Source organism: Edwardsiella anguillarum ET080813, from assembly GCF_000264765.2.
Taxonomy (GTDB): Bacteria; Pseudomonadota; Gammaproteobacteria; order Enterobacterales; family Enterobacteriaceae; genus Edwardsiella; species Edwardsiella anguillarum.
Genome location: NZ_CP006664.1, coordinates 3,345,419 through 3,367,931, shown reverse-complemented (window position 1 = coordinate 3,367,931; position 22,513 = coordinate 3,345,419). Strand labels below are relative to the sequence as shown.

The following is a 22,513-nucleotide window of genomic DNA, read 5'->3' as shown; positions in this document are numbered from 1 at the left end:
CCAATTAAATAGTAAAAAACACGCTGACACTACGGAGATAAAATATAGGCCGAGATGTGCCGCTCCAGCGCCTGCTCGGCTTGTTCGATAAGGGCATGATAATGGCCGGGCAAATCAACCACCTCTTCAGCAATGGTGTTATACAGAAACAGCACCTCCGACGCCTTTACGCCATTAAAACTGGCGACATTGGCATTAAGGTGTTGTGCCATATGCTGGTCATTAGCTCGCTTAATAAACCCCCTCTCGGTCTCCCCCACCAAGGCAACCCAGAGGATTTTTTTCGCCGGTGGTGAACTCCCGGCACCATAGGTGATGCCATGGTTCCAGACCCGATCGATATATCCCTTTAATATCGCCGGCATGGCGTACCACCAGACGGGAAAGATGATAATCATTAAATCATTCGGGGATAGCTCGCTGGCTAATTGCTGCACCTGGGGTGAATAGATCTTACCTGGATTATGCCAATCGGGCTCATCCGCCTCGCCTAGTCGGGGATCAAACCCTACACGATATAAATCCGTCTCCCGCACGCTCATGTCATAGGCACTCGCCCGATCTTTTACGCGCGCGGCGATCTGGGCAGTTAAACTATCGGCACGTGGATTAGCCCAAATCATATGGATCTTTTTCATCTTGTTCCCTCAGATTCCTGGATTAATTATTCAACACGTGGTCGCCGCAACATGCCCCTCATACAGGTAATACTCCTCGACCTCATCTTCATCCTGCCAATAGAACGTCTCACTCGCTACCTTGCGCAGCCCCTTCTTCTCGTAAAATTGATAATTCGACGAGCTATCCGTAAAGACAAAAAAGGTATCGATGCCTTGTGCCTGTAGATAGGTAATAAATTGATGGTACAAACGGTTTCCGAGTCCAAGACCACGAAACTGGGCATCGATGGCAAAGAAATTCAATGATGCATGATAGTGACGATGCGTACGCTGCAATAACATCTCGTTGACCCGTAACGTATCAATATATTGTGCAAACACCTCACTTTTACCATCACGGGCGATCAACGCCGACATCGCCGTCAATCGCTTATAGCTAAATTGACTCTCATAGAGAAAGTCGGGCGATTGGCCGACGGTAATAATACCGATGATCTGCTGCGCGCAGCGCGCCACATACATTTTTTGCGACGAGAGAATGATGTCATTTAAAAAATACTCGGCCATCGGCGAGACCTGCTCGTCCTCCAGCCAATCATCATACTCCCATGTGTTAATAATCAACGTGGTCAGTTGGGCATAGGCATCGTCATCGATCTGCGAGAGTTCGGCTATCTCAATGGGATTCATCACCGTAGCATTTCCTTATTGTTAGGTTGTCCCTCGTCCAGCCCACCGTTTTGCCGCACCGGCGCTCAGGCTGCGAGTCTAACCAAGCACACGCGAGTAATGTGGGCACTATACACACGATTGAGCGTCCGCTCAACACCTAAAGTGAGCAGTCGCTCAAATTGTTCATCGCGATAAAGTTAAAATAAAATCAATGCATTACATATCACACATACAAATATATTGAGGAATATCAGCGGGAAAGAATCAGAAGGTTCACGGCGGCCTTGTGCGCCGACGAGCGCGCGCAGGCCGATCGCCTGAAAGAGAGCTGGCTCATAAAACGCGGCGATCAGTCGGAGGCAGCGGCGCAAGCCATCGCTTGGTTATTCCTCGGACGTCACGGGCCGTTTGATCGATCCGGCAGGGGGAGGAATGAGGCCATAACGGGATACCTCCGGTGGGCAGGTCTTTCCGGCTAATCCCTAGAGTCAACGCCGGAGAGACGTATCATGGGCGCGAAGGGAGCAAGCAGGGGGTGGCACCGCGTCACAACGCTGCCTTTGTGAAGGTTCCCGGTCATGAATATGAGTTATGTGAAGCGCCGCTCTTGAACCCCGTAATATGCAAATTGCGAGGTTTAACTTAAACAACGAGTAGTGAATCAGTCGCGCTGGCGTTTAATGGAAAACGCACGGATGTTAGTTACAATACGAAGTCAGCGCGTGTGCCCCGTCAAAGAATCAGGGGAATAGCGCACGTATAGGAATGTATTACACCGCATGCAAAAACTTTAAATTAAATAGAGTAATTCTATTCATGACTTAACGCCAAAATAAAATCTATTGCCGCCCAAGGTGTTTTTAGTCCCTCCTCGGGGCGCAAAATCTAAAATATCCGCGGCGCGGATGCTTTTGACATCGCGGTCAGCGCGGCCGCAAGCGCCCCCTTAAAAACACGCGCCGGAGGGTCACCCACTCCGGCGGCAATCAGGCGGCATCACTTCAGCAGTCGGACCTTCACCGCCTTCCCTTTGATTTTGCCCTGCTGCAGCTGCTTCCAAACCTGGCGGGCCACCGCTCGACGCACGGCGACGTACGCGTGAGTCGGTTGAATATCGATTTTTCCGATATCCGCACCGTCCAGCCCCAGTTCACCGGTTAGCGCCCCCAGGATATCGCCCGGGCGCATTTTGGCTTTTTTACCGCCATCGATGCACAGGGTCGCCATCGCCGCCTCCAGGGCGACGATGCGAACACCGTCCGGCTGAGGCTGCCACTGGAGTCTGACGCCGAGCATCTCCTCCAGCGCGTTGGCGCGCTGCGCCTCCTCCGGTGCACAGAGGCTGACAGCCAGCCCGCTTGCGCCGGCGCGGGCTGTGCGGCCAATTCGGTGCACGTGAACCTCCGGATCCCAGGAGAGCTCGTAGTTGATCACCATCTCCAGGGCCTTAATATCCAGCCCTCGGGCCGCCACATCGGTCGCTACCAGCACCCGGCTGCTGCCGTTAGCGAAACGCACTAGCGTCTGATCGCGATCGCGCTGCTCCATATCGCCGTGCAACGCCAGCACGCTCTGCTCACAACCCTCCAGCGCATCATAAACCGCCTGACAATCTTTCTTGGTATTACAGAACACCACGCAAGAGGCCGGCTGATACTGGCTTAACAGCGTCTGCAGCAGGCCTAGCTTACCACTGCGGGAGACCTCGTAGAAACGCTGCTCCACCGCGGGCAGCTCGCCATCGGTATCGATTTCAATCGTCAGCGGATCGCGCTGAATTCGGCGGCTAATAGCGGCGATCTCCGCAGGCCAGGTCGCGGAAAACAGCAGCGTCTGGCGCGTTTCCGGCGCCCAGGAAATCACTTCGTCCAGCGCATCGGCAAAGCCCATGTCCAGCATCCGATCCGCTTCATCCAGGATGAGCGTCTGCAGCGCCTCCAGGCTGACGGTCTCTTTTTTTAGATGATCGAGCAGCCTTCCCGGTGTTGCCACAATGATGTGCGGCGCATGGGCCAGCGAATCGCGCTGCGCGCCGAAGGGGACTCCGCCGCACAGCGTCAGCACTTTGATATTCGGCATATAGCGCGCCAGCCTGCGCAGCGCGGCCGCCACCTGATCGGCCAGCTCACGGGTCGGACACAGCACCAGCGACTGGGTAATAAACCGGCTGGCATCAATATGCTGCAGCAGGCCAAGGCCAAACGCCGCCGTTTTACCGCTGCCGGTCTTCGCCTGCGCGCGGACATCCTTTCCCGCCAGAATGGCCGGCAGCGTCGCCGCCTGCACCGGCGTCATGGTCTGGTAGCCCAGCTCATTAAGGTTGTTGAGTTGTTCTTCGGGAAGGGCATTTAGTTCAGCAAACGATGTCACAGTGATAGTCTCAGCGGATAAAAAAGGCCGTCCGGGCGTTATTGCCAGGGCGTCGGAGGATAATGATACCATTCAATACCGATGGTGCCGTGTGGATTTTTCATCCGGACATCACCCCTACCCCTTTCCGCCGCCGTACCCCATCCCTGACCGGTTGGATCTTGGGCAAAATGCCCCGGGAACACCCGCCAAAGAGTGGTTTTACCCGGTAACGTGGCACAGCCCCGAGAATTACGGGTATACTCTCCTGGATAACCTGACTGAGCCAGAAACGAAGATGACAAAACTTACCTTACAAGAGCAGATGCTAAAAGCGGGGCTTGTGACCAGTAAAAAGATGGCCAAGGTCCAGAGAACGGCTAAAAAATCACGGGTTCAGGCCCGCGAGGCGCGCGAGGCCGTAGAGGAAAAAAAGCAGGCACAACTCGAACGGGATAAGCAGCTGAGCGAACAGCAGAAGCAGGCGACCATCGCTAAAGAGATCAAAGCCCAGGTTAAGCAGCTGATTGAAATGAACCGAGTCAGCCTGAAAAGAGGCGATATCGATTTTAACTTTACAGATGGCAGCATCATCAAAAAAATGACGGTGGATAAGCTGACGCAAAACCAGTTGGTCAGCGGCCGCCTCGCCATTGCCCGTCTGGCCGTTAACGGCAGCGACAACGATGAGTACGTCATTATCCCGGCCAGCGTTGCCGATAAAATCGCGCAGCGGGATGCCGAGAGCATTGTCCTGAACAGCGCCCTGAGCCAAGAGGCACAGGATGAGGATGATCCGTATGCCGACTTTAAGATCCCTGATGATTTGATGTGGTAAGTCAGTCATCGAGCGCCACGGTGTAATGGTCGGTAATATGCATCCTGGCGAGATGCATACACTTATCAGCATATAGTATGCATACGCCGCGGTGCTCATGAATCACCGTAGCGCGACGTTGACCCTGCCCCAACGGTTGACCACTCGCGTCAGCGGCGCGACGCCCTCTTCCTCACGCACCATCATCATCGCTGTCCGGCATCAGTACGTCTATCACGCTGCGGGTAATGCCAATGCCATTAGAGAGAACCGTATTCCGCCTCTTATGGCATTATCATGCAAACGCGCTCTCCTCCGGTTATCTTAGGCTACGCCTCGCGTCACCCTATTCGTGGCGCGGTACCCACCCAGGTAAAACGATACGCTTGCTCAATCTCAGGTGATCCAGATAAGGAATGCACTCACTTTTATAATGAGGTGAGTTTTCGCAGACTATTCTTCAGTCTCCCCCCTATGCTATCGTATTTCGGATAATTCCCTGTGCATATTTAAACCAGGCTATATTCGTTACCCCCTATCAAATCAATAGATATGATTAGCTAACAAATATGGTAACCGGCCATCTACAATGATAAAAATGATCAAATAGTAAACATCCAGCTGGTTATAAATTATAGCGTTTTATTATAAAGCACATTAGCATCTTGCATAATAAAATAAACATTAAGATATCGATACACTCGTTCTCGTTATCAAAAAAATACAATATAAATGTATAAAATAGTGGTTATCAAACATTCCCTATTTTATTTTCAATTTTAGAAAAAACACAACTCAATAAATAATCACAACGCACCAAAACAACCGAGGAGAGTGCCATGCATACAGTCAATAAAATCAAGATATTAACTTCAAAAAAGAAGGTATTGTTTTTCTTAACCTCCTTAGCGATCAGTCCTTCCGTATTGGCTGATACCTTAACCCGGGATAATGGAGCGCCCGTCGGAGATAATCAAAACTCACAAACTGCCGGCCCTAATGGCCCAGTATTGCTACAGGATGTACAGCTCTTACAAAAATTACAGCGTTTTGATCGTGAGCGTGTTCCAGAACGCGTGGTGCACGCTCGCGGTACTGGCGCTCACGGTGTATTTACGCCAACAGCTGATATTTCAGATTTAACCGTTGCCAAAGTCTTTACTCCCGGGAGCACTACTCCTGTTTTTGTCCGCTTCTCAAGCGTAGTACATGGAACCCACTCGCCGGAAACCCTGCGCGATCCGCGAGGCTTTGCGACAAAATTTTATACTGCCGAGGGCAATTGGGACTTGGTGGGCAATAACTTTCCGACCTTCTTTATCCGTGATGCAATCAAGTTTCCAGATATGGTGCACGCGTTTAAACCCGATCCCCGTACAAATCTTGATAATGATGCACGACGCTTTGACTTTTTCTCGCACCTGCCTGAGTCAACCCGGACCTTAACATTGCTCTACTCTAACGAGGGTACGCCATTATCCTATCGCAATATGGACGGTAACAGTGTACATGCCTATAAGCTGATTAATGACAAAGGTGAAGTCCACTATGTGAAGTTTCACTGGAAAACGCTTCAAGGGATCAAGAACCTGGACCCACAGCAGGTTGAACAGATCCAAGGTAAAGATTATAGCCATATGACTCAGGATCTGGTTACTGCAATCAACCGTGGCGACTATCCAAAGTGGGATCTGTACATCCAGGTTCTCAAGCCTGCAGACCTAAAGAACTTCGATTTCGATCCGCTTGATGCTACGAAGATCTGGCCAGATGTGCCGGAGCGAAAAATTGGCCAAATGGTTCTTAACAAGAACCCCGATAACGTTTTCCAGGAAACCGAGCAGGTGGCGATGGCGCCCTCAAACCTCATCCCGGGCATTGAACCATCGGAAGATAAGCTACTGCAAGGACGCCTGTTCGCCTATGCCGATACACAATTTTACCGTATCGGCGCCAATGGCCTTAGCCTACCGATAAACAAGCCTCATACCGCCGTCAATAATGGCAATCAGGATGGGCAACTCAACAGCGGGCATACGCTAGACAAAGGGGTTAACTACCAGCCGAGCCGTATTTACCCGCGGGAAGAGTTGGTGTCCAGCCGTTATAGCCAAACGCCCCTGTCAGGCACCACGCAGCAAAGTAAAATCCAGCGCGAGCAAAATTTCAAACAGGCGGGAGAGCTTTATCGCTCATACAGTAAAAAAGAGCAAAATGACCTCATCAACAGCCTGGGAACCTCCCTGGCTAGCGCTGACACTGCCAGTAAAAACATTATGTTATCCTATTTTTATAAAGCGGATAAGGACTACGGCACTCGCCTTACCGGCGTCGCTAACGGCGATTTGCCAACGGTAAAAAACTTGGCTGATAAGCTCCAAGATTAAATCTTAATCGACTTAGCCCGCGTCATCACGCGGGCTATTTATATCACTTGATAAGGCCATATAATGAAAATACGCGCTCTGTTTTTTCTCTTATCCAGCCTACTGGCGCTATCCAGTGCGCCAACATTTTCCCAGCCGACCCCCGACTCACTATCGGTTAAGCAACAGCTAAACGATTATCTGTGGAATGCCGCTCGCGATGGCAATATCGCGGTCATCAATGACTTTATTTCCACCGGCTACAACATGAATGTACAAGATAGCCATGGCTATACCGCCGTGATCTTAGCGGCCTACCATGGCCATCAAGAAATTGTAACGCGTTTAATCCATGCTGGGGCAGATCCTTGCCTGCGGGATAATCGCGGAAATACCGCGTTGATGGGAGCCATTTTTAAAGGTGAAATCAGTATTGCCCGGAGGCTGATTGCAGCCAAATGCAGCCCGGATATTCAAAATAAAGCAGGGCAAACGGCAGCGATGTATGCATCACTGTTCCAGCAGCATGAGTTGCTTGCCAAACTCGAGGCCCGTGGGGCGGATATGACTATCACGGACACTCACGGCAACAGCGTTGCTACCCTTTCCACGGGCGAGATTAATACGGGGAAATAATCCCCTGCGTCCTCGCCGTCGCACGGTATCTCACCGACGCCGCCCTATGGAGAGCGCGCAATGCGCCTTGGCCAGAGTTACCCCCTGGGTATCTCACCATGGAAAAGAACCGCCGGTAAAAGGCGCCCGCCAAGCGGGCGCATTATCTAGGCTATTTATTATATATAAAAAAGACAAAGCGCCGCCGCACAAGGCTCAGCCCGGCGCTACCCGCGATACGCGGCATCGACGACAGCGCTCAACATAGCCCGTTAAGCGCAGGTAGCCACGACACGGGGTAATCGTTCGCCTTGCCTTCAGTCCCCGTAGCCCGATCGAGAGCGGATGCCATCGTGCTCCGCCCATGGCCAGACTATGCCTGACCAGCTCACGGCTATATTAATTTCAAGTTTATTATCAATATATTACCCATTGTTTTGTATCATGTGATACAAAATTAATTGACGCTGCCGAGCCCAAATGTATATTCAATGTTAAAACAGTCGGTCAATCGGCACGTTGCTCCGGCAACCCTCTCCGGAGTCTCCATGAAAAAAACGCTGATCTTGCTCCTCTTGCTGCTGTTAATCCTGGCCTTCTTCATCCTGGATGGTCAGCGCTGGCTGACGTTCGAGACGCTAAAACAGCACCAGGCCGCCATGGAGACGCTGCGTCACCGTGCCCCCTGGCAGAGCGCTGCGGCATTTTTCGCTCTTTATCTTCTGGTTGCCGCGCTCTCTCTCCCCGGCGCCGCGGTCATGACGCTGGCCGCTGGGCTGCTGTTTGGCCTCTGGCAGGGAACCCTGCTGGTCTCCTTTGCCTCCAGCGCCGGCGCAACGCTGGCCTTTTTGGCCTCGCGCTTTCTGCTGCGCGATACGCTGCGACGCCGGCTGGGCGAGCGTCTGGCCACGCTCAACCAGGGGCTGGAGCGCGACGGCGCCTTTTACCTGTTTACCCTGCGCCTGGTGCCGCTGATGCCCTTTTTTCTCATCAATCTGCTGCTGGGGCTCAGCCCCCTTTCCGCGCGACGCTTTTATTGGGTCAGCCAGCTGGGGATGCTGCCGGGCACGCTGATCTACGTCAACGCGGGCACCCGCTTGGCCGACATTGACTCGCTGGCCGCTATCGTCTCACCGACGCTGTTGCTTTCGTTTACCCTGCTCGGCGTGTTTCCCTGGCTGGCCCATTTTGGGGTTCGTCAGTTTGCGCAGCGACGCTACTATCGTCGCTGGCGGCGGCCGCGCCACGTTGAGCGTAATCTGGTGGTCATTGGCGCCGGAGCCGCCGGTCTGGTCAGCGCCTATATCGCCGCGACCGTCCGCGCCAAGGTCACCCTGATAGAGCGCGACGCGATGGGGGGCGACTGCCTAAATACCGGCTGCGTACCCAGCAAGGCGCTCATCCGCAGCGCCACGCTGGCACATCAGATGCGCCACGCCGATCGCTACGGACTACCGGCCACGCCGCCGGCGCTGCACTTTACACAGGTGATGGCGCGGGTGCGGGAAACCATCCAAAATATTGCCCCCCATGACAGCGTCGAGCGTTACACGGCGCTGGGGGTCGAAGTGCTAAACGGACGCGCCCGCGTCATATCGCCCTGGCAGGTAGCCGTCGACCAGGCCGACGGCACCCGGCGGATCATCAGCACTCGCGCCATCGTCATCGCCGCCGGCGCGGAACCGATCGTACCAGACATCCCCGGGCTGCAGCCCGATGACTACCTGACCAGCGATACGCTGTGGCAGGCGTTGGCGCAGAGAGACGCGCCGCCGCCGCGCCTGCTGGTGCTGGGCGGCGGCCCCATCGGCTGTGAACTCTCCCAGGCGCTGGCGCGGCTGGGGGCCGGCATCACGCTGGTACAGCGGGGGCCGCGCGTTCTGCCCAAAGAGGATGTGGAGGTCAGTGAACGGGTACAGCGCAGCCTATGCGCTGACGGCATTACGCTATTCACTGACTGCCAGGCGCTACGCATTGAGCGGGACGCCCTAGGCAAACGCCTGATCGTCAGTCGAAACGGTCAAGAGATCGCCCTGGCATTTGATGACCTGCTGCTGGCGCTAGGACGACGCCCCCGCCTGACGGGATATGGACTGGAGCAGCTGGGGATCGAGAGCGCGCAGCAGCTGTGTAGCAACGCCTATCTGCAGAGCCTGTGCCCCACCCTCTATGTCGCCGGTGACGTGGCGGGCGGCGAACAGTTTACCCACCTTGCCGCCCATATGGCCTGGTACGCCAGCGTCAATGCCCTGTTTGGCCGCCTCTGGCGCTGGCGCATCGACGATGCGGTGATCCCACGCTGTACCTTTGTCGATCCCCAGGTCGCCCGGGTGGGGCTAAACGAATCCGAGGCGCGGCGGCGCGGCATTCCCTATGAGGTGACCCGCTTTGCCTTGGCGGATCTCGATCGGGCCATCACCGATGGCGCTACCGAGGGGTTTATCACGGTGTTGACCCCGCCAGGTAAAGATCGCCTGCTGGGCGTCACCATCGTCGGCGAGCAGGCGGGAGAGATGCTGGCGGAGTATACCCTGGCCATGCGCCACGGGATCGGGCTGAATAAGCTGCTGGCGACCGTTCATCCCTACCCGACCTACAGCGAAGCCAATAAATATACGGCCGGCGTCTGGAAAAAGGCCCACGCGCCGCAGCGGGCGTTAGCCTGGTTGGCTCGCTATCATCGCTGGCAGCGGGGGCGACCGCACCCGTAGCGGGACGCGATATGACCGCGTACCCTCCGCGACCTACGGCAGGCGGCACCCCGTGGCCGCCTGCCAGAAGCGCTCCACCGCCGGGCGACTGCTTTCGCGGCGTTTATACAGCAGGATCTGCAGACAGCGGCTCAGACGCGGATGGTCTGGAAAGGCGTTACATAGCACCCCCTGCGCCAGCTCCCGATGCACCATGGAGAGCGGCAGCCAGGCCAGGCCGCGATCGCGCAGCACCATATGCTTTAACCCCTCGCTCATGCTGGTCTCATAGCATTTCACCAGCGGCTGCGGCGCATGACGGCACAGGGGTGCCACGACGCGGCCAATAAAGGAGAAGTCGCTGTAGGCCAGGTAGGGCAGCGGCTGCCCCGGTGGATGGCGCTGCGCCAGCGCGCGTGAGATGACCGGAATGAGCGTTTCATGGGCCAGCAGGTGCGACTGCAGACAGTCCATTTCGGCAGCGCTGGGGCGCGCGCCATCGATGTCATACACCATCAGCAGATCGGCGCTGTTTTCTAACAGCGTATTAAAATGGTTATCAATCCCCTGCAGCCCTGGATTGACGACCACCTTGATCCCCTCCAGCGCCGATCCCATGGCGTCGAGTAGCATCGGTAGCATATTGACGGCAAAGGTGTGCAGGCTGGCAATACGCACCGTCTCGTCGGACTGGATCGCCAGCTGGGCGAAGTCCAGTTTGACATCAAGGATCCGCGCCAGGATATCTTCGGCCGAGGAGAGAAACTTTTCGCCGTAGGGAGTAAGGGCAATAGGGTTACTGCTGCGATCGAACAGCGGCACCCCCAGCCAGATCTCCAGCGCCCGGATCCGGCGGCTAAAGGCAGGCTGAGTAACGTTACGCGCCCGCGCCGCCGCCGAAAAATTACCCAGCCGCTGCAGGCTGATAAAATCCTCCAACCATTTTACATCCATCGTGCGTCCTATGTTGTGACGGCATAGCGCCATGCCCAATAAGCAATGGCGATATAAACTGTGGTGATATTATATTTTATAAAAATAGATTCCTATGGGATGCGCGGCACTAAACCGCCCCTACCGCTGCGCAATCGCCAGAATGTCGGCGGCGATCCGCCGTCGCGCCCGCCCCGCTGCGGAGATCCGCCGATCGTCATATCGACACAGCCATTTACTCGCCCCCGCGGCGGGTCACGCTATCGCCATGTCCAACACAGGAGAGAAGCTCATGTTTACCCTGCTTAAAGATGCCGACGTCTATCAACCACAGCCCCTGGGGCGCCGGGACGTATTGCTGTGCGGCGAGAAGATCGTCGCCATCGAGGAGAACCTGCAGGTCAGCGCACTGCCCGGGCTGCGTGAGGTTATCGACTGTCGCGGTAAAATCCTAGCCCCCGGCCTCATCGATCAGCATGTACACCTGATCGGCGGCGGCGGCGAAGGCGGCTTCGCCAGCCGGACGCCCGCGGCCTCCCTATCACGGCTGATCCGCGCCGCGACCACCACCGTCGTCGGGGTGCTCGGCACCGATGGCATCTCCCGTACGCCTAAGGATCTGTACGCCAAAATGCAGGCGCTGAACGTGGAGGGAATCAGCGCCTATATGCACACCGGATCTTACGAGCTTCCCACCCGGACCATCACCGGCGCCATTCGCGATGACATCGCCTTTATTGAGCGAGTGCTGGGGGTAAAGATAGCGCTAGCCGATCACCGCGGTTCGTTCCCGACGACCCAGGAGCTGCTGCGTATCGTCTCCGATATCCGCGTTGCCGCACTGCTGGCGGGCAAACGCGGGCTGCTGCACATCCACCTGGGCGCGCTGCCCGATGCCTTTGCCCAGATCAATGCGCTGCTGGCGCACGGCCTGCCTATCCAGCATATCTCGCCGACCCACGTGGCGCGCACCGAGGCGCTGTTCAGCGATGCCATCGCCTTTGCCCGCGCCGGCGGCCATATTGATATTACCTCCGGCGGCAGCCGCTTTGTTCCACCGGCCTGCGCCGCCCGGCTGGCGCTGGATGCCGGCGTCAGCCCGGATCGGCTCACCATCAGCTCCGACGGCAACGGCAGCGTGCCGCGCTTTGATGCCCAGGGCAGCATTATCGGACTGGACGCCGCGCCGCTGGACGGCAACCTGCTGCTGCTGCCGCAGCTGATTGACCAGCGCATTCCCCTGCCGCAGGCGCTGGCGATGGTCACCGCCAACGTGGCCGACGCACTGGGGATCGCGAAGGGCAGAATTTTACCCGCAGGGGATGCAGATCTGTGCCTGTTCGATGATAATCTGCGCCCCGAACGCGTATACGCCCGTGGCCGCCTGATGCTGAAGGGAGAAGAGTGTCTGGCCACGGGTAACTTTGAACAAGGAAACTGAAAGAATGAGCCTACTGATCGCGCTGTGCGCCGTGCTGTTTGCCGGACGACTGATCCTGAAAAACTATAATCCCCAGGCGGTGCTGCTGCTGAGCGGCCTGGTGATGATGGCCATCGCCGTCTTCACCAACGACGCCACCTTTATCAACAAGTCGACCGGCTGGGTCGGCTTTGACCTGTTGGAGTACATCAACCAGCTGTTTCAGAAGATGGGCGGTGGCCTTGGACTGCAGATCATGCTGATCGGCGGCTTTGCCATGTATATGTCTGCCATCGGCGCCAGCCAGGCGCTGGTGCGGGTAACGGCACGCCCGCTGCAGCGCCTCAACTCCCCCTATCTGCTGCTGGGGATCGCCTTTATCCTCGGCCAAACGCTGTCGCTATTTATCACCAGCGCCACCGGGCTAAGCCTGCTGTTGATGGCGACCCTGTATCCGGTGCTGACTCGCCTGGGCTGTAGCCGTGCGGCGGCGGCGGCGGTGCTGGCCAGCACCTGCGCCATCGAGTTCGGCCCCGGCTCCGGCAACTCCATCATGGCGGCGCAGACCTCGGGCGTGGACATCACCGAATACTTTATCCACCAGCAGCTGCCGGTCGCCGTGCTGACCATCCTGGCGGTGGCGCTGCTGCATATCCTGGTACAACGCTACTTTGACCGCCGCGATGGCGCCGTGGCCGAGGAGGTGAGCCTGGATCAGGAGAAGCTGCAGGAGACGCAGAGCGATGCACCGCTGCACTATGTGCTGCTGCCGATGCTGCCGCTGTTCTTTATGCTGACCTTCAGCAAACTGGGTGTCGGCACCATCGTCATCAACATGAATACCGCCGTATTGATCAGCGTCGCGCTCTCCATGCTGTGCGAATACCTGCGCTTCCGTGCCGCCAAGCCGGTGATGGCCGGGCTCAGCGTGGTCTTCAGCAATATGGGTAAGGTGTTCGCCACCGTGGTGACGCTGATCGTCGCCGGCCAGACCTTCGCCGAGGGGCTGAAGTCGATCGGGGCGGTGCACGATCTGCTGGATCTGGCCAGCAACGCCGGCTTTGGCAGCGGCGTGGTGGTACTGCTGATGGCGCTGTTAACCTTCACCATCGCCGCCCTGATGGGCTCCGGCAACGCCGCCTTCTTCTCTTTCGCGCCGATGCTGCCGGATATCGCCAAGCGTGTCGGCGGCAGCACGGCAGAGATGATCCTGCCGGTACAGATCTCCGCTGGCATGGGACGCACCATCTCGCCGATCGCCGGGGTGATCATCGCCGTCGCCGGTATCGCCGGTATCTCACAGGTCGACATCGTGCGCCGCACCCTAATCCCGATGCTCGGCGGCTGGTGCTTTATGCTGCTGCTGACCTTCTACCGCTCCGGCCAGCTGCTGTCGGTACTGCCCTTTATCGCGCTGCTGATGGTGATCATGATCGGCGCCGTATACGCCATGGCGCGTAAAAAGCGCGACACGGCGCAGGGCAGCGCCGACTAAACGCCATATCCCCCGCCGGGGATATCCACGCGGCGCCTGCCATCGCAGGGGCCGCGTTCTCCCCTCGCCGACGTCGGCCTCCCCTATCCTGTGCCTCGCCCGTCCCCGCCTGTCGCGATCCCTGACGATTTAACTCAATAAAAAACATATTCCAAAATTTAATTCTATTTAAACAAGTTAAGTCAGAATAACGACATTAAATAACCCCGATGGATCCGGGGACGATCACGTTTTTATCAAAAATTAGCATGCTATATATGTCCCACCAATAAAACAGGTGGGCTGAAATATGACTACATCTAATGAAAAACTGGCAACCCTTGCCAGCCCTGCGCCGTCGCTAAAAACGCTGTGGTGGAATCTGATGGATAACTGGAAGGTGGGGATTATTCCCCTGCCGTTATTTGTCCTGGCCGGTATCTTAATTACCATCGACTGTATCAACGACAGCCTGCCCAATAATATTGTAGTTATGGTTGCTACCCTGGCATTCTTTGGCTTTGCCTGTGGCGAATTTGGTAAGCGCCTGCCGATCGTCGGTAAAATGGGCGCCGCCGCGATCTGCGCGACCTTTATCCCCTCTGCGCTGGTCTATTACGGTCTGCTGCCCCAGCCGGTGATTACCTCGACCACCCATTTCTTTAAAAACACCAATATTCTTTATCTCTACATTTGCTGCATTATCGTCGGCAGCATTATGAGCATGAACCGCACCACCCTGATACAGGGCTTTTTACGGATATTTTTCCCCATGCTGTGCGGTGAGATCGCCGGTATGCTGGTCGGGATGGGGGTGGGCTATGCGCTGGGACTGGCGCCATTTCAGACCTTCTTCTTTCTGATCCTGCCGATCATGGCCGGGGGCGTCGGCGAGGGCGCCATTCCGCTCTCCATGGGCTATGCCACCCTGCTGCATATGCAGCAGGGCGTAGCGCTGGGGCGGATTCTCCCCATCGTGATGCTCGGCAGCCTGACGGCGATTATCATCGCCGGCTCCCTGAATATGCTGGGTAAACATTTCCCCCACCTGACCGGCGAAGGCGAACTGATGCCGCGCCGCGACGGCGATGACGGGGAGCCGATGGCCGCCCTGAGCGAGCGCGCCAGCGATAAGCTGGATATCAGCGCCCTGGCCTCCGGCGCGCTGCTGGCCGTACTACTGTATATGGTCGGTATGCTGGGACACCGTCTTATCGGTCTGCCTGCGCCGGTCGGCATGCTGTTTGTCGCGGTGCTGATCAAGCTGGCGCACGGCGTCTCCCCGCGCATCATGCAGGGGTCGCAGATCGTCTACCATTTCTTCCGCACCTCCGTGACCTACCCGATCCTGTTCGCCGTCGGCGTGGCCATCACGCCGTGGCAGGAGCTGGTCAACGCCTTTACGCTGGCCAACCTGGCGGTGATCGTCTGTACCGTCGCGACGCTGGTCGCCACCGGCTTTATCGTCGGCAGGAAGATTGGCATGTACCCGATCGATGTGGCGATCGTCTCCTGCTGCCAAAGCGGCCAGGGCGGCACCGGCGATGTGGCGATCCTCACCGCGGGCAACCGTATGTCGCTGATGCCGTTTGCCCAGATAGCCACCCGCATCGGCGGCGCGATTAATGTCACGCTGGCCCTGCTATTTTTAGGCAAAGTGCTACTCTGATAGCGCCCACTATTCTATAAACCATTACATTATTCCTATCATGAAACTTGTCAGTTATCTGTACCAAGGGCAGCGCAGCTACGGCATTGCCCGCCCGGATGGCATCATCGATCTCGGGCGCCGTCTCGGTCTCTACTATGCCGATTTAAAGGCCCTGCTGAGCGCCCAGGCGCTGGAGGAGGCACGGATGCTGCAGCACTATCCGGCGGATCTCGACTATGAGCAGATTACCTTCTTACCAGTGATCGACAATCCGGGGAAGATCCTCTGCGTCGGCATGAACTACCCCGATAAGCGGCGGGAGTTCGCCCAGCAGGATCCGGCGCCGACCCTGTTTATCCGCTTTGCCGACTCGCAGGCGGGCCACATGACGCCGCTGCTAAAACCGCTGCAGTCGCAGGAGTTTGACTACGAAGGCGAGCTGGCGGTCATTATTGGCCGCGGCGGGAGCGCGATCCCCCACGCCCGCGCGCTGGATCATATCGCCGGCTACAGCTGCTATATGGACGGCTCGGTGCGGGACTGGCAGCACAGCTGGTTCACCGCCGGGAAAAACTGGAGCCGTACCGGCGCCTTTGGTCCCTGGCTGGTGACCCGCGATGAGATCCCCGATCCCCAGCATCTGCGCATCCGCACCTGGCTTAACGGAAGTATGGTACAAGAGGAGAGCACCGCCGCGATGATCCACCCCATCAGTCGCCTGGTGGAGTACATCAGCACTTTTACCGTCCTGAGCCCCGGCGATGTTATCATCACCGGCTCGCCGGGCGGCGTAGGTAAAAAGCGCACGCCGCCGCTGTTTATGCACCCCGGTGACTGCATTGAGGTCGATATCGAGCGGGTCGGTCATCTGACGAATCGGGTAGCCGAAGGCACGCTCTGAGCACTGCCGGCGTGGGCGAGCGCGAGCCCCTACGCCGACGGCGGGAAAGCGCGCCATCCATGGCGCGTCCATCAGCGGGCGATCCGGTACGGCATACCCGCGTTAGCAAGAGGATCTATCATGTTGTTTACAGGCTATCGGCATCGGCTGCTGCTTATCTCTACCGCGCTACTGCTGGTCGGCCAGGTATTCGCCGCCGGCCATGACGTCTACCTGACGCCACAGAGTGCCCCGAACGCGGTCAAGATACTGCCGCCGCCGCCGGGCTATGACTCTGTCGCCTTTTTGCAGGACAAGGCCATCTACCAGTCTACGGGGGCCGTCTATGATGCCAAACGCGTCGAACAGGCCGCCCGCGACGGTAACTACAAGGCGATCCTTGAGCTGTTCTCCCCGGCCTTTGGCATGCCCATCAGCGAAGCGGCGACGCCGGCGATCTACCGCCTGCTCAGCAATATGATGGCGGACAGCCACAACCCGACCCTGCGCTCCGCCAAGCATCACTATATGCGCCAGCGCCCGTTCGTCTTCTATCACGGGCAGACCTGTACCCCTCAATATGATAAAGAGATGGCCGACTCCGGCTCCTATCCTTCCGGCCATGCCACGCTGGGCTGGGCGGTGGCGCTGGTGCTGGCAGAGATCAATCCAGCCCGGCAGGACGCGCTGCTGCAGCGCGGCTACCAGTTTGGTCAGAGCCGGGTGATCTGCGGCGCGCACTGGCAAAGTGACGTCGATCAGGGACGCCTGCTGGGCTCTGCGTTTGTCGCCAGCCTGCACGCCCAGCCGCAGTTTGAGCGAGACCTGGCCGCCGCGAAGGCCGAGTTCGCACGGCTGCAGCGACGCTAAACGCGCGCGGCGCGATCCTGCGCCGCCGGGGTCGCCGCGCCAAGATCAGAAGATGCGATCGCCCGCCAGATACGCCGTCACCACCCGATTGAGTGCGCTGTAGGGCGCCTCTGCCCCGTTTAAGGCCGCCTCCAGCGTCGCTAGAAACCCCGCTAGCGTACGCTTGGCGTGCTGGGCAAAGTCGGGATCGATCGCCTGATCTTCATACAGCAGCACATACTGACGGGCAAAACGATAGACGGTGTAATACAGGCTAGCGTTCTGCGCATCCTGCGTCATCAGCGCCTGCATATCGCGGCTCAGGGCCACGTAGCTGTCCGTTCCGTCCAAACTCTGCTGAAACCTGTGATATGCGGTGGAAAAATCCATATAGCCTCCTGCAAAAAAGTGCGGCAGCGCCCCTCACTGCGGGTGCTGCCAGTCATGGTGCTGGCAGTGCCAGCGAAACTGTTCAATCAGCGCCTGTGAGGCCTGCGTCAGCGGACGCTTTCGCGGGTAGATCAAGCCATAGTGCCCCACCGGCAGAAACTGCAGTCCGATCGGCAGCGCCGTCAGCACGCCGCCGAAGCGGGCCTCGCGCAGCCGCGCGCGCGACAGAATGGTCAGATAGTCACCGTTCATCACTAGATTCATGATGCACACTGTGGAGTCCGTCAGAATGGGGTAGTGCGGATTATCCGGATGGTCAAAAGGAATAATACGCCGGATGTTATGATAATATCCCATATCAGTTTCTGGCATTACCCACTTCGCCTGACGCAACGCCTCCAGCTCAGAACAATTAGCTAATGGGTGCTCTTTTCTGGCAACAATACAAAATGGCGCATCGAACAGGGGAATCGAAATAAAGTCCCCCAGCGGCATCTCATCTGTCAATGTCCCGAGTGCAAAATCGAGCCGCCCATCACGTAAACTGGGTAACAATGTAGAAAGTTGCGCTTCCTTAACATTAATTACGGTTGCTGGAAATCCCTGTTTAAAATCATTTAACACTTTATTTAACACAGTTATTCCGAATAAAGATGAAATACCAAAGGCGACGTGTCCATGGCCGTTTTTGGTTATTTGCTCCACCTCCTCCGCCGCCTTTTCCAGCTCTTCCAGGATCAGGTGTGCCCGAATAGCAAAGGATTTTCCGGCGTCGGTCAGCGTCACGCCCTCGTTGCTGCGGATCAACAGCGTCGCCCCCATATGATGCTCTAACTCTTTGAGTGTACGGGTTAAAGCGGGCTGAGACTGATCCATTTTACGCGCCGCTGCCCGGATACTTCCGCTGCGAATAACCTCATTAAACACCTTCAGCTGTTGTATTTTTGGCAAATAGCGCATCGCCCCACCCTATCAGTTTTTTTTATCATCGTGAAACTAATAGCATATTACCCTGCCATCAATTTTTGCGTTAAATCAATAGCCATGATACTGACTTTATCCACTATAAAACAAACCATAAATCTGGGGGGAGGCATTTATGCTGACGGTAATATTAGGCGTCGTAGTATTAATTGCTACGGTCGTTTTATTGATTAAACGGTACGATACCCGCACTACGCTTATCGGCGCTGGCATTCTATTATGTATTATTTCTCTGGCGCCGATGAATGCCTTTAATGCGTTCAGTACCCGAATGACCACCTCTGGGCTGATCGAATCGATCTGCAGCAGCATGGGCTTTGCCTATGTGATGAAATTTACCGGCTGCGATATGTGTCTAGTGCGCCTGCTGACCCGCGGACTGAGTAAACTCGGCTTTCTGCTGGTGCCGACGGCCGTGGCCGTCACCTTTGTCATCTGTATTGCCATCCCCTCCGCCGCCGGAGTCTCCGCTGCGGTGGGCGCCACGCTGATCCCGTTGTTGATCGCCGCGCGGGTGCATCCGGCCATCGCCGGCGGCGCCGTACTCTCCGGCACGCTGGGGGCCTACCTGAATCCCGGCGTGGCCCACAATGCCTTTATCTCCCATATCTCTAAAACGCCGCTGATGGACTTTGTCTTCTACCATGCGCCGACCACCGTCATCTGCGCCGCTATCTGCGCCGTCTGCCTGACGCTGGTGGCCTTTGCCAGCAACGGCCTTAACTACCGCCCTGAAGGCCCTGTGGCGCAGGATGCCGAGGCGGCACAGGCGGATCCGGTACGCAATCTACGTTTCTATCTGCAGACCCTGGCTCCGTTTCTGCCGGTGCTGCTGCTGGTCTGCTCCAGCCTGGGCTGGCTCGGCAGCAGCAAGATGAGCGTCCCGGCGGCGATGATCATCGGCTCCCTTTACGCGCTGCTGATCACCCGGGTCAGCCCCAGCGCCCTGACCAAAAGCTTTTTTGACGGCATGGGCTCCTCTTACGCCAACATCCTTGGCATCATCATCGCCGCAGCCGTCTTCATCGAAGGGTTAAACGCCGTCGGCCTGATCAAGGCATTTATCCAGCTGCTGACCGACTCGCCGGAGTTCGCCCGCTGGGGCGGCACCTTAGGGCCATTCCTGATGGGGCTGATCACCGGCACCGGTGACGCCACCGCCTTTGCCTTTAATGAGGCCGTCACCCCGCACGCCGGTGACTTTGGATATGAAATCAATAATCTGGGCGCCGGTGTCATGCTCGCATCGGCCCTGGGTCGCAATATGTCACCGCTCGCCGGTGCCGCCATCGTCTGCGCTGGCCTGGCCGGCGTCAGCCCGGTCGAAATCGCCAAGCGCACCGCGCCGGGCGCTATCGTCGCTGTGCTGTACGTGGCGCTGTTTTTCCTTTAATCACACAGGGAGATCATGATGACCGTTTCCGATCAGGAACAGCTGCGCCGCTGGCGCCGTATGTTCCATCAAATTCCTGAAACCGGATGGAGTGAATTCATCACTAGCGCACGGCTGATAGAGATACTGCGCGCCATAGGCTACCGGGTGTTGCCGGGCAGCGCCTTTCTCTCCCGAGAGCATATCCAGGGACGTAACGACGAGGAGGTCGCACAGGGGCTGGCGCGGGCGCGCCGCTATCCGGTCAGCGACGCCCTGCTGGAGGAGATGGGGGATTTAACCGGCTGCGTCGCCCTGCTGGAAACCGGACGGCCGGGCCCCACCGTCGCCCTGCGCTTCGACATTGACTGCGTCGCGGTCACTGAGAGCGACGCGCCGCAGCACCCACCGCGGGCCGCCGACTTTGCCTCACGCCACCCCGGCTGCATGCACGCCTGCGGCCACGACGGCCACATGGCCATCGGGCTCGGCGTCGCCCAGGCGCTCTGCGCTCTGCGCGATCGACTCTGCGGCACGGTAAAACTGCTGTTTCAACCGGCGGAGGAAGGGGTGCGCGGCGCCAAGCCGGTGGCGGAGGGCGGACTGCTCGACGACGTCGACTACTTCCTCTCTGCCCATATCGGCATGGGGGTTCCCAGCGGGGAGATCGTCGTCGATCCGCGCGACTTCCTCTGCACCACCAAGCTGGACCTGCGCTTTTTCGGCGCGCCGGCCCACGCGGGGATGATGCCCCAGGGCGGCGCCAACGCGCTGGCCGGCGCCTGTCACTGCGTCACGCAGCTGCTGGGGATCCCACGCCACGGCGACGGTATGTCGCGCATCAACGTTGGCACCCTGCGCGCCGGTGAAGGACGTAACGTGATCCCGGCCTACGCCGAGATGCAGCTGGAGGTGCGCGGCGCCAACCGCACCATTAATGACTACATGGCACAGCAGGCCCTGCGCATCGCCGACGGCGCAGCGCAGAGCTTTGGCCTGCGGGTAGAGCATCAGGTGATGGGCAGCGCCGTCGATCTGCACAACGATGCGGCGCTGATGACGCTGGTGGCGGATATCGCTAGCCAGCAGTTGGATCTGCGGATCGGAGAGGCCAGCTTTGGCGGCAGCGAGGATGCCACGCTGCTGGTCGAACGGGTGCAGGCGCACGGCGGCCAGGCGGCCTATGTGGTGCTGGGCGCCGATCTGCGCGCGGGCCATCACCAGTCCGAGTTCGACTTTGACGACGCGGTGCTGTCGCGCGGCTGCGCGCTGTTTACCGCCTGCGTCAGCCGCCTCTGCCGCACGGCGCAGTCGGCCTAATAATGCGAAAGCCATCGCCCAGCGATGGCTTTGACTCAATAGCTCAGCCGCATGCCCTCAGCGCGGCGTCTCCTGCGCGTCCGCGCGCGCTGGCTGGTCGCGATAGGGGCCGTGGAAATAGTCCACCGGCGCGTACAGCGTATCGGCCAGCAGCGAAAACGGCAGATCGATAAATGCCCGGCTGCGGGTCATAAAATCGTAGTCGTAGTTGCCGCTGCCGCTCACCCGCGCCATATCGTTGTGCACCCCGGCGTAGTAGGTATGCCCCTCCTGCATGGTGGTGCGACCCATGATGCTGCCGCATCCCGCCAGCATCGCCGTCCCCACCAGTACCACGGCCATCGTTAACGGTCGCTGTTTCATCAATATCTCCCTGAATAGTCCGTCCTGGGCCGATAATAATCGGGATCCCCGGCGCAGGATACCCGACGCCGATCCGTCGCTGCATTTTTTTGCAGCGGCTCACGATTTTACCGCCCGCGGCGCGCGCGGTACCAGCGCAGCAGCGCCACCAGCAGCACCGCCACCGCCAGCAGCCCGCCGCCGGCCCACAGGCGCTGCTGCGGGTCGGCAAAGATCCGCAGCAGCACTTCGCTGGCGCCATAGCCAAGGCTGACGATGGTCAGCGCCCACAGGACCGCGCCGAGCAGATTAAACAGGATATATTTTCCCGGTTTAACGCCCGCAGACCCGATAATGATCGGGCCAATAGTGCGAAAGCCATAGGCAAAGCGCATCCCCAGGATCAGCCAGCTTTCATTACGGCGCACCTGGCGCTGTACATAGGCTATCTTCTGTTGCTGACGCGGAAAACGCCGTAAAATAGGCGTGCCAAAGTGGCGCCCGACGAAGTAGAGCGTGGTATCACCCAGCGTCGCACCGACCATCGTCAGCAACACCACCCACGGATAGGCGAGCAGGTGTTTATGGGCGGCGGCCCCGGCCAGAAAGGCGATAGTCTCCCCCTCGAGAATGCTGCCGATTACCACGGCGACATAGCCATATTCACTTATCCAGCGTGCTGCATCGATCATGGTTCATCCTTAGTGCTGCGCAGGGCGCCTATCATACCGAAAAAACATCCGGCGTCACGCCGGCGCATCCGATAGGC

General features: G+C 57.8%; 19 protein-coding genes. 11 read left to right on the top strand and 8 right to left on the bottom strand.

Annotated elements, in window-relative coordinates; all coding sequences use genetic code 11:
• Positions 1–29 precede the first annotated feature (29 nt).
• The 3 genes from ETEE_RS15155 to dbpA all read right to left on the bottom strand — a co-directional run bounded on the left by ETEE_RS15155 (position 30) and on the right by dbpA (position 3,662).
• The gene (locus tag ETEE_RS15155) at positions 30–638 is read right to left on the bottom strand and encodes an NAD(P)H oxidoreductase (protein ID WP_005294013.1); all 609 of its coding nucleotides are present in this window, start codon (positions 636–638) and stop codon (positions 30–32) included.
• A gap of 30 nt (positions 639–668) precedes the next feature.
• Entirely contained in the window at positions 669–1,310 is a 642-nt protein-coding gene (locus tag ETEE_RS15150) for a GNAT family N-acetyltransferase (protein ID WP_034164300.1), read from the bottom strand.
• A 978-nt stretch (positions 1,311–2,288) separates the two neighbouring features.
• Positions 2,289–3,662 (bottom strand): ATP-dependent RNA helicase DbpA, encoded by a 1,374-nt coding sequence (gene dbpA, locus ETEE_RS15145; RefSeq protein ID WP_034164301.1) that lies wholly within the window; start codon positions 3,660–3,662, stop codon positions 2,289–2,291.
• Between the two features lie 277 nt (positions 3,663–3,939).
• Here dbpA and ETEE_RS15140 point away from each other — a divergent pair, with 277 nt between their 5' ends.
• The 4 genes from ETEE_RS15140 (at position 3,940) to ETEE_RS15125 (ending at position 10,150) form a co-directional block, all read left to right on the top strand.
• Positions 3,940–4,479 carry a DUF2058 domain-containing protein gene (locus ETEE_RS15140; protein ID WP_034164302.1) on the top strand — a complete coding sequence of 180 codons (540 nt, stop codon included), beginning with the start codon at positions 3,940–3,942 and terminating at the stop codon, positions 4,477–4,479.
• A gap of 818 nt (positions 4,480–5,297) precedes the next feature.
• On the top strand, positions 5,298–6,845 hold the full coding sequence (locus ETEE_RS15135; RefSeq protein WP_034164303.1) for a catalase: 1,548 nt from the start codon (positions 5,298–5,300) through the stop codon (positions 6,843–6,845).
• A gap of 63 nt (positions 6,846–6,908) precedes the next feature.
• Positions 6,909–7,460, top strand: a complete 552-nt coding sequence (locus ETEE_RS15130; RefSeq protein ID WP_034164304.1) for an ankyrin repeat domain-containing protein — start codon at positions 6,909–6,911, stop codon at positions 7,458–7,460.
• Positions 7,461–7,987: 527 nt separating this feature from the next.
• On the top strand, positions 7,988–10,150 hold the full coding sequence (locus tag ETEE_RS15125) for an FAD-dependent oxidoreductase (protein ID WP_034164305.1): 2,163 nt from the start codon (positions 7,988–7,990) through the stop codon (positions 10,148–10,150).
• Between the two features lie 33 nt (positions 10,151–10,183).
• On the opposite strand, the gene ETEE_RS15120 is transcribed toward ETEE_RS15125, so the two are convergent.
• Entirely contained in the window at positions 10,184–11,083 is a 900-nt protein-coding gene (locus ETEE_RS15120; RefSeq protein ID WP_034164306.1) for a LysR family transcriptional regulator, read from the bottom strand.
• 271 nt (positions 11,084–11,354) lie between these two features.
• Between ETEE_RS15120 and iadA the strand changes: the two genes are divergently transcribed.
• The 5 genes from iadA to ETEE_RS15095 all read left to right on the top strand — a co-directional run bounded on the left by iadA (position 11,355) and on the right by ETEE_RS15095 (position 17,357).
• Complete coding sequence (iadA, locus tag ETEE_RS15115; protein WP_034164307.1) at positions 11,355–12,503, top strand: beta-aspartyl-peptidase; 1,149 nt, start codon at positions 11,355–11,357, stop codon at positions 12,501–12,503.
• Between the two features lie 4 nt (positions 12,504–12,507).
• A complete protein-coding gene (gene dcuC, locus ETEE_RS15110) occupies positions 12,508–13,977 on the top strand; it encodes a C4-dicarboxylate transporter DcuC (RefSeq protein ID WP_034164308.1) in 1,470 nt (489 codons plus the stop codon).
• 289 nt (positions 13,978–14,266) lie between these two features.
• Positions 14,267–15,625 carry a 2-hydroxycarboxylate transporter family protein gene (locus ETEE_RS15105; protein ID WP_034164309.1) on the top strand — a complete coding sequence of 453 codons (1,359 nt, stop codon included), beginning with the start codon at positions 14,267–14,269 and terminating at the stop codon, positions 15,623–15,625.
• Between the two features lie 40 nt (positions 15,626–15,665).
• Positions 15,666–16,508, top strand: coding sequence for a fumarylacetoacetate hydrolase family protein (locus ETEE_RS15100; RefSeq protein ID WP_034164310.1), 843 nt, complete (start codon positions 15,666–15,668; stop codon positions 16,506–16,508).
• 120 nt (positions 16,509–16,628) lie between these two features.
• Positions 16,629–17,357: an acid phosphatase gene (locus ETEE_RS15095; protein ID WP_034164311.1), complete on the top strand. Its 729-nt coding sequence runs from the start codon at positions 16,629–16,631 to the stop codon at positions 17,355–17,357.
• A 45-nt stretch (positions 17,358–17,402) separates the two neighbouring features.
• On the opposite strand, the gene ETEE_RS15090 is transcribed toward ETEE_RS15095, so the two are convergent.
• Together ETEE_RS15090 and ETEE_RS15085 are read right to left on the bottom strand one after the other, a co-directional pair.
• Positions 17,403–17,726: a hypothetical protein gene (locus ETEE_RS15090; RefSeq protein ID WP_034164312.1), complete on the bottom strand. Its 324-nt coding sequence runs from the start codon at positions 17,724–17,726 to the stop codon at positions 17,403–17,405.
• 33 nt (positions 17,727–17,759) lie between these two features.
• The gene (locus ETEE_RS15085) at positions 17,760–18,686 is read right to left on the bottom strand and encodes a LysR substrate-binding domain-containing protein (RefSeq protein ID WP_034164313.1); all 927 of its coding nucleotides are present in this window, start codon (positions 18,684–18,686) and stop codon (positions 17,760–17,762) included.
• Between the two features lie 139 nt (positions 18,687–18,825).
• Between ETEE_RS15085 and dcuC (ETEE_RS15080) the strand changes: the two genes are divergently transcribed.
• Together dcuC (ETEE_RS15080) and ETEE_RS15075 are read left to right on the top strand one after the other, a co-directional pair.
• Positions 18,826–20,103, top strand: a complete 1,278-nt coding sequence (gene dcuC / locus ETEE_RS15080) for a C4-dicarboxylate transporter DcuC (protein WP_034164314.1) — start codon at positions 18,826–18,828, stop codon at positions 20,101–20,103.
• A gap of 18 nt (positions 20,104–20,121) precedes the next feature.
• A complete protein-coding gene (locus ETEE_RS15075; RefSeq protein ID WP_034164315.1) occupies positions 20,122–21,402 on the top strand; it encodes a M20 family metallo-hydrolase in 1,281 nt (426 codons plus the stop codon).
• A 57-nt stretch (positions 21,403–21,459) separates the two neighbouring features.
• Here the strand turns inward: ETEE_RS15075 and ETEE_RS15070 are convergent, their stop codons facing one another.
• Together ETEE_RS15070 and ETEE_RS15065 are read right to left on the bottom strand one after the other, a co-directional pair.
• Positions 21,460–21,765: a YceK/YidQ family lipoprotein gene (locus ETEE_RS15070; RefSeq protein WP_034164316.1), complete on the bottom strand. Its 306-nt coding sequence runs from the start codon at positions 21,763–21,765 to the stop codon at positions 21,460–21,462.
• Between the two features lie 107 nt (positions 21,766–21,872).
• Positions 21,873–22,436, bottom strand: coding sequence for a DedA family protein (locus tag ETEE_RS15065; protein ID WP_034164317.1), 564 nt, complete (start codon positions 22,434–22,436; stop codon positions 21,873–21,875).
• Positions 22,437–22,513: the final 77 nt, after the last annotated feature.

What these genes read in the sequence shown, in the direction of transcription:
- ETEE_RS15085 (WP_034164313.1), bottom strand. Translation starts at nt 18,686, where the DNA reads ATGCGCTATTTGCCAAAAATACAACAGCTGAAGGTGTTTAATGAGGTT.
- ETEE_RS15150 (WP_034164300.1), bottom strand. Translation starts at nt 1,310, where the DNA reads ATGAATCCCATTGAGATAGCCGAACTCTCGCAGATCGATGACGATGCC.
- ETEE_RS15065 (WP_034164317.1), bottom strand. Translation starts at nt 22,436, where the DNA reads ATGATCGATGCAGCACGCTGGATAAGTGAATATGGCTATGTCGCCGTG.
- ETEE_RS15140 (WP_034164302.1), top strand. Translation starts at nt 3,940, where the DNA reads ATGACAAAACTTACCTTACAAGAGCAGATGCTAAAAGCGGGGCTTGTG.
- ETEE_RS15075 (WP_034164315.1), top strand. Translation starts at nt 20,122, where the DNA reads ATGACCGTTTCCGATCAGGAACAGCTGCGCCGCTGGCGCCGTATGTTC.
- ETEE_RS15100 (WP_034164310.1), top strand. Translation starts at nt 15,666, where the DNA reads ATGAAACTTGTCAGTTATCTGTACCAAGGGCAGCGCAGCTACGGCATT.
- ETEE_RS15130 (WP_034164304.1), top strand. Translation starts at nt 6,909, where the DNA reads ATGAAAATACGCGCTCTGTTTTTTCTCTTATCCAGCCTACTGGCGCTA.
- ETEE_RS15105 (WP_034164309.1), top strand. Translation starts at nt 14,267, where the DNA reads ATGACTACATCTAATGAAAAACTGGCAACCCTTGCCAGCCCTGCGCCG.
- ETEE_RS15155 (WP_005294013.1), bottom strand. Translation starts at nt 638, where the DNA reads ATGAAAAAGATCCATATGATTTGGGCTAATCCACGTGCCGATAGTTTA.
- iadA (WP_034164307.1), top strand. Translation starts at nt 11,355, where the DNA reads ATGTTTACCCTGCTTAAAGATGCCGACGTCTATCAACCACAGCCCCTG.
- ETEE_RS15095 (WP_034164311.1), top strand. Translation starts at nt 16,629, where the DNA reads ATGTTGTTTACAGGCTATCGGCATCGGCTGCTGCTTATCTCTACCGCG.
- dcuC (WP_034164314.1), top strand. Translation starts at nt 18,826, where the DNA reads ATGCTGACGGTAATATTAGGCGTCGTAGTATTAATTGCTACGGTCGTT.
- dcuC (WP_034164308.1), top strand. Translation starts at nt 12,508, where the DNA reads ATGAGCCTACTGATCGCGCTGTGCGCCGTGCTGTTTGCCGGACGACTG.
- ETEE_RS15125 (WP_034164305.1), top strand. Translation starts at nt 7,988, where the DNA reads ATGAAAAAAACGCTGATCTTGCTCCTCTTGCTGCTGTTAATCCTGGCC.
- ETEE_RS15120 (WP_034164306.1), bottom strand. Translation starts at nt 11,083, where the DNA reads ATGGATGTAAAATGGTTGGAGGATTTTATCAGCCTGCAGCGGCTGGGT.
- ETEE_RS15070 (WP_034164316.1), bottom strand. Translation starts at nt 21,765, where the DNA reads ATGAAACAGCGACCGTTAACGATGGCCGTGGTACTGGTGGGGACGGCG.
- ETEE_RS15090 (WP_034164312.1), bottom strand. Translation starts at nt 17,726, where the DNA reads ATGGATTTTTCCACCGCATATCACAGGTTTCAGCAGAGTTTGGACGGA.
- ETEE_RS15135 (WP_034164303.1), top strand. Translation starts at nt 5,298, where the DNA reads ATGCATACAGTCAATAAAATCAAGATATTAACTTCAAAAAAGAAGGTA.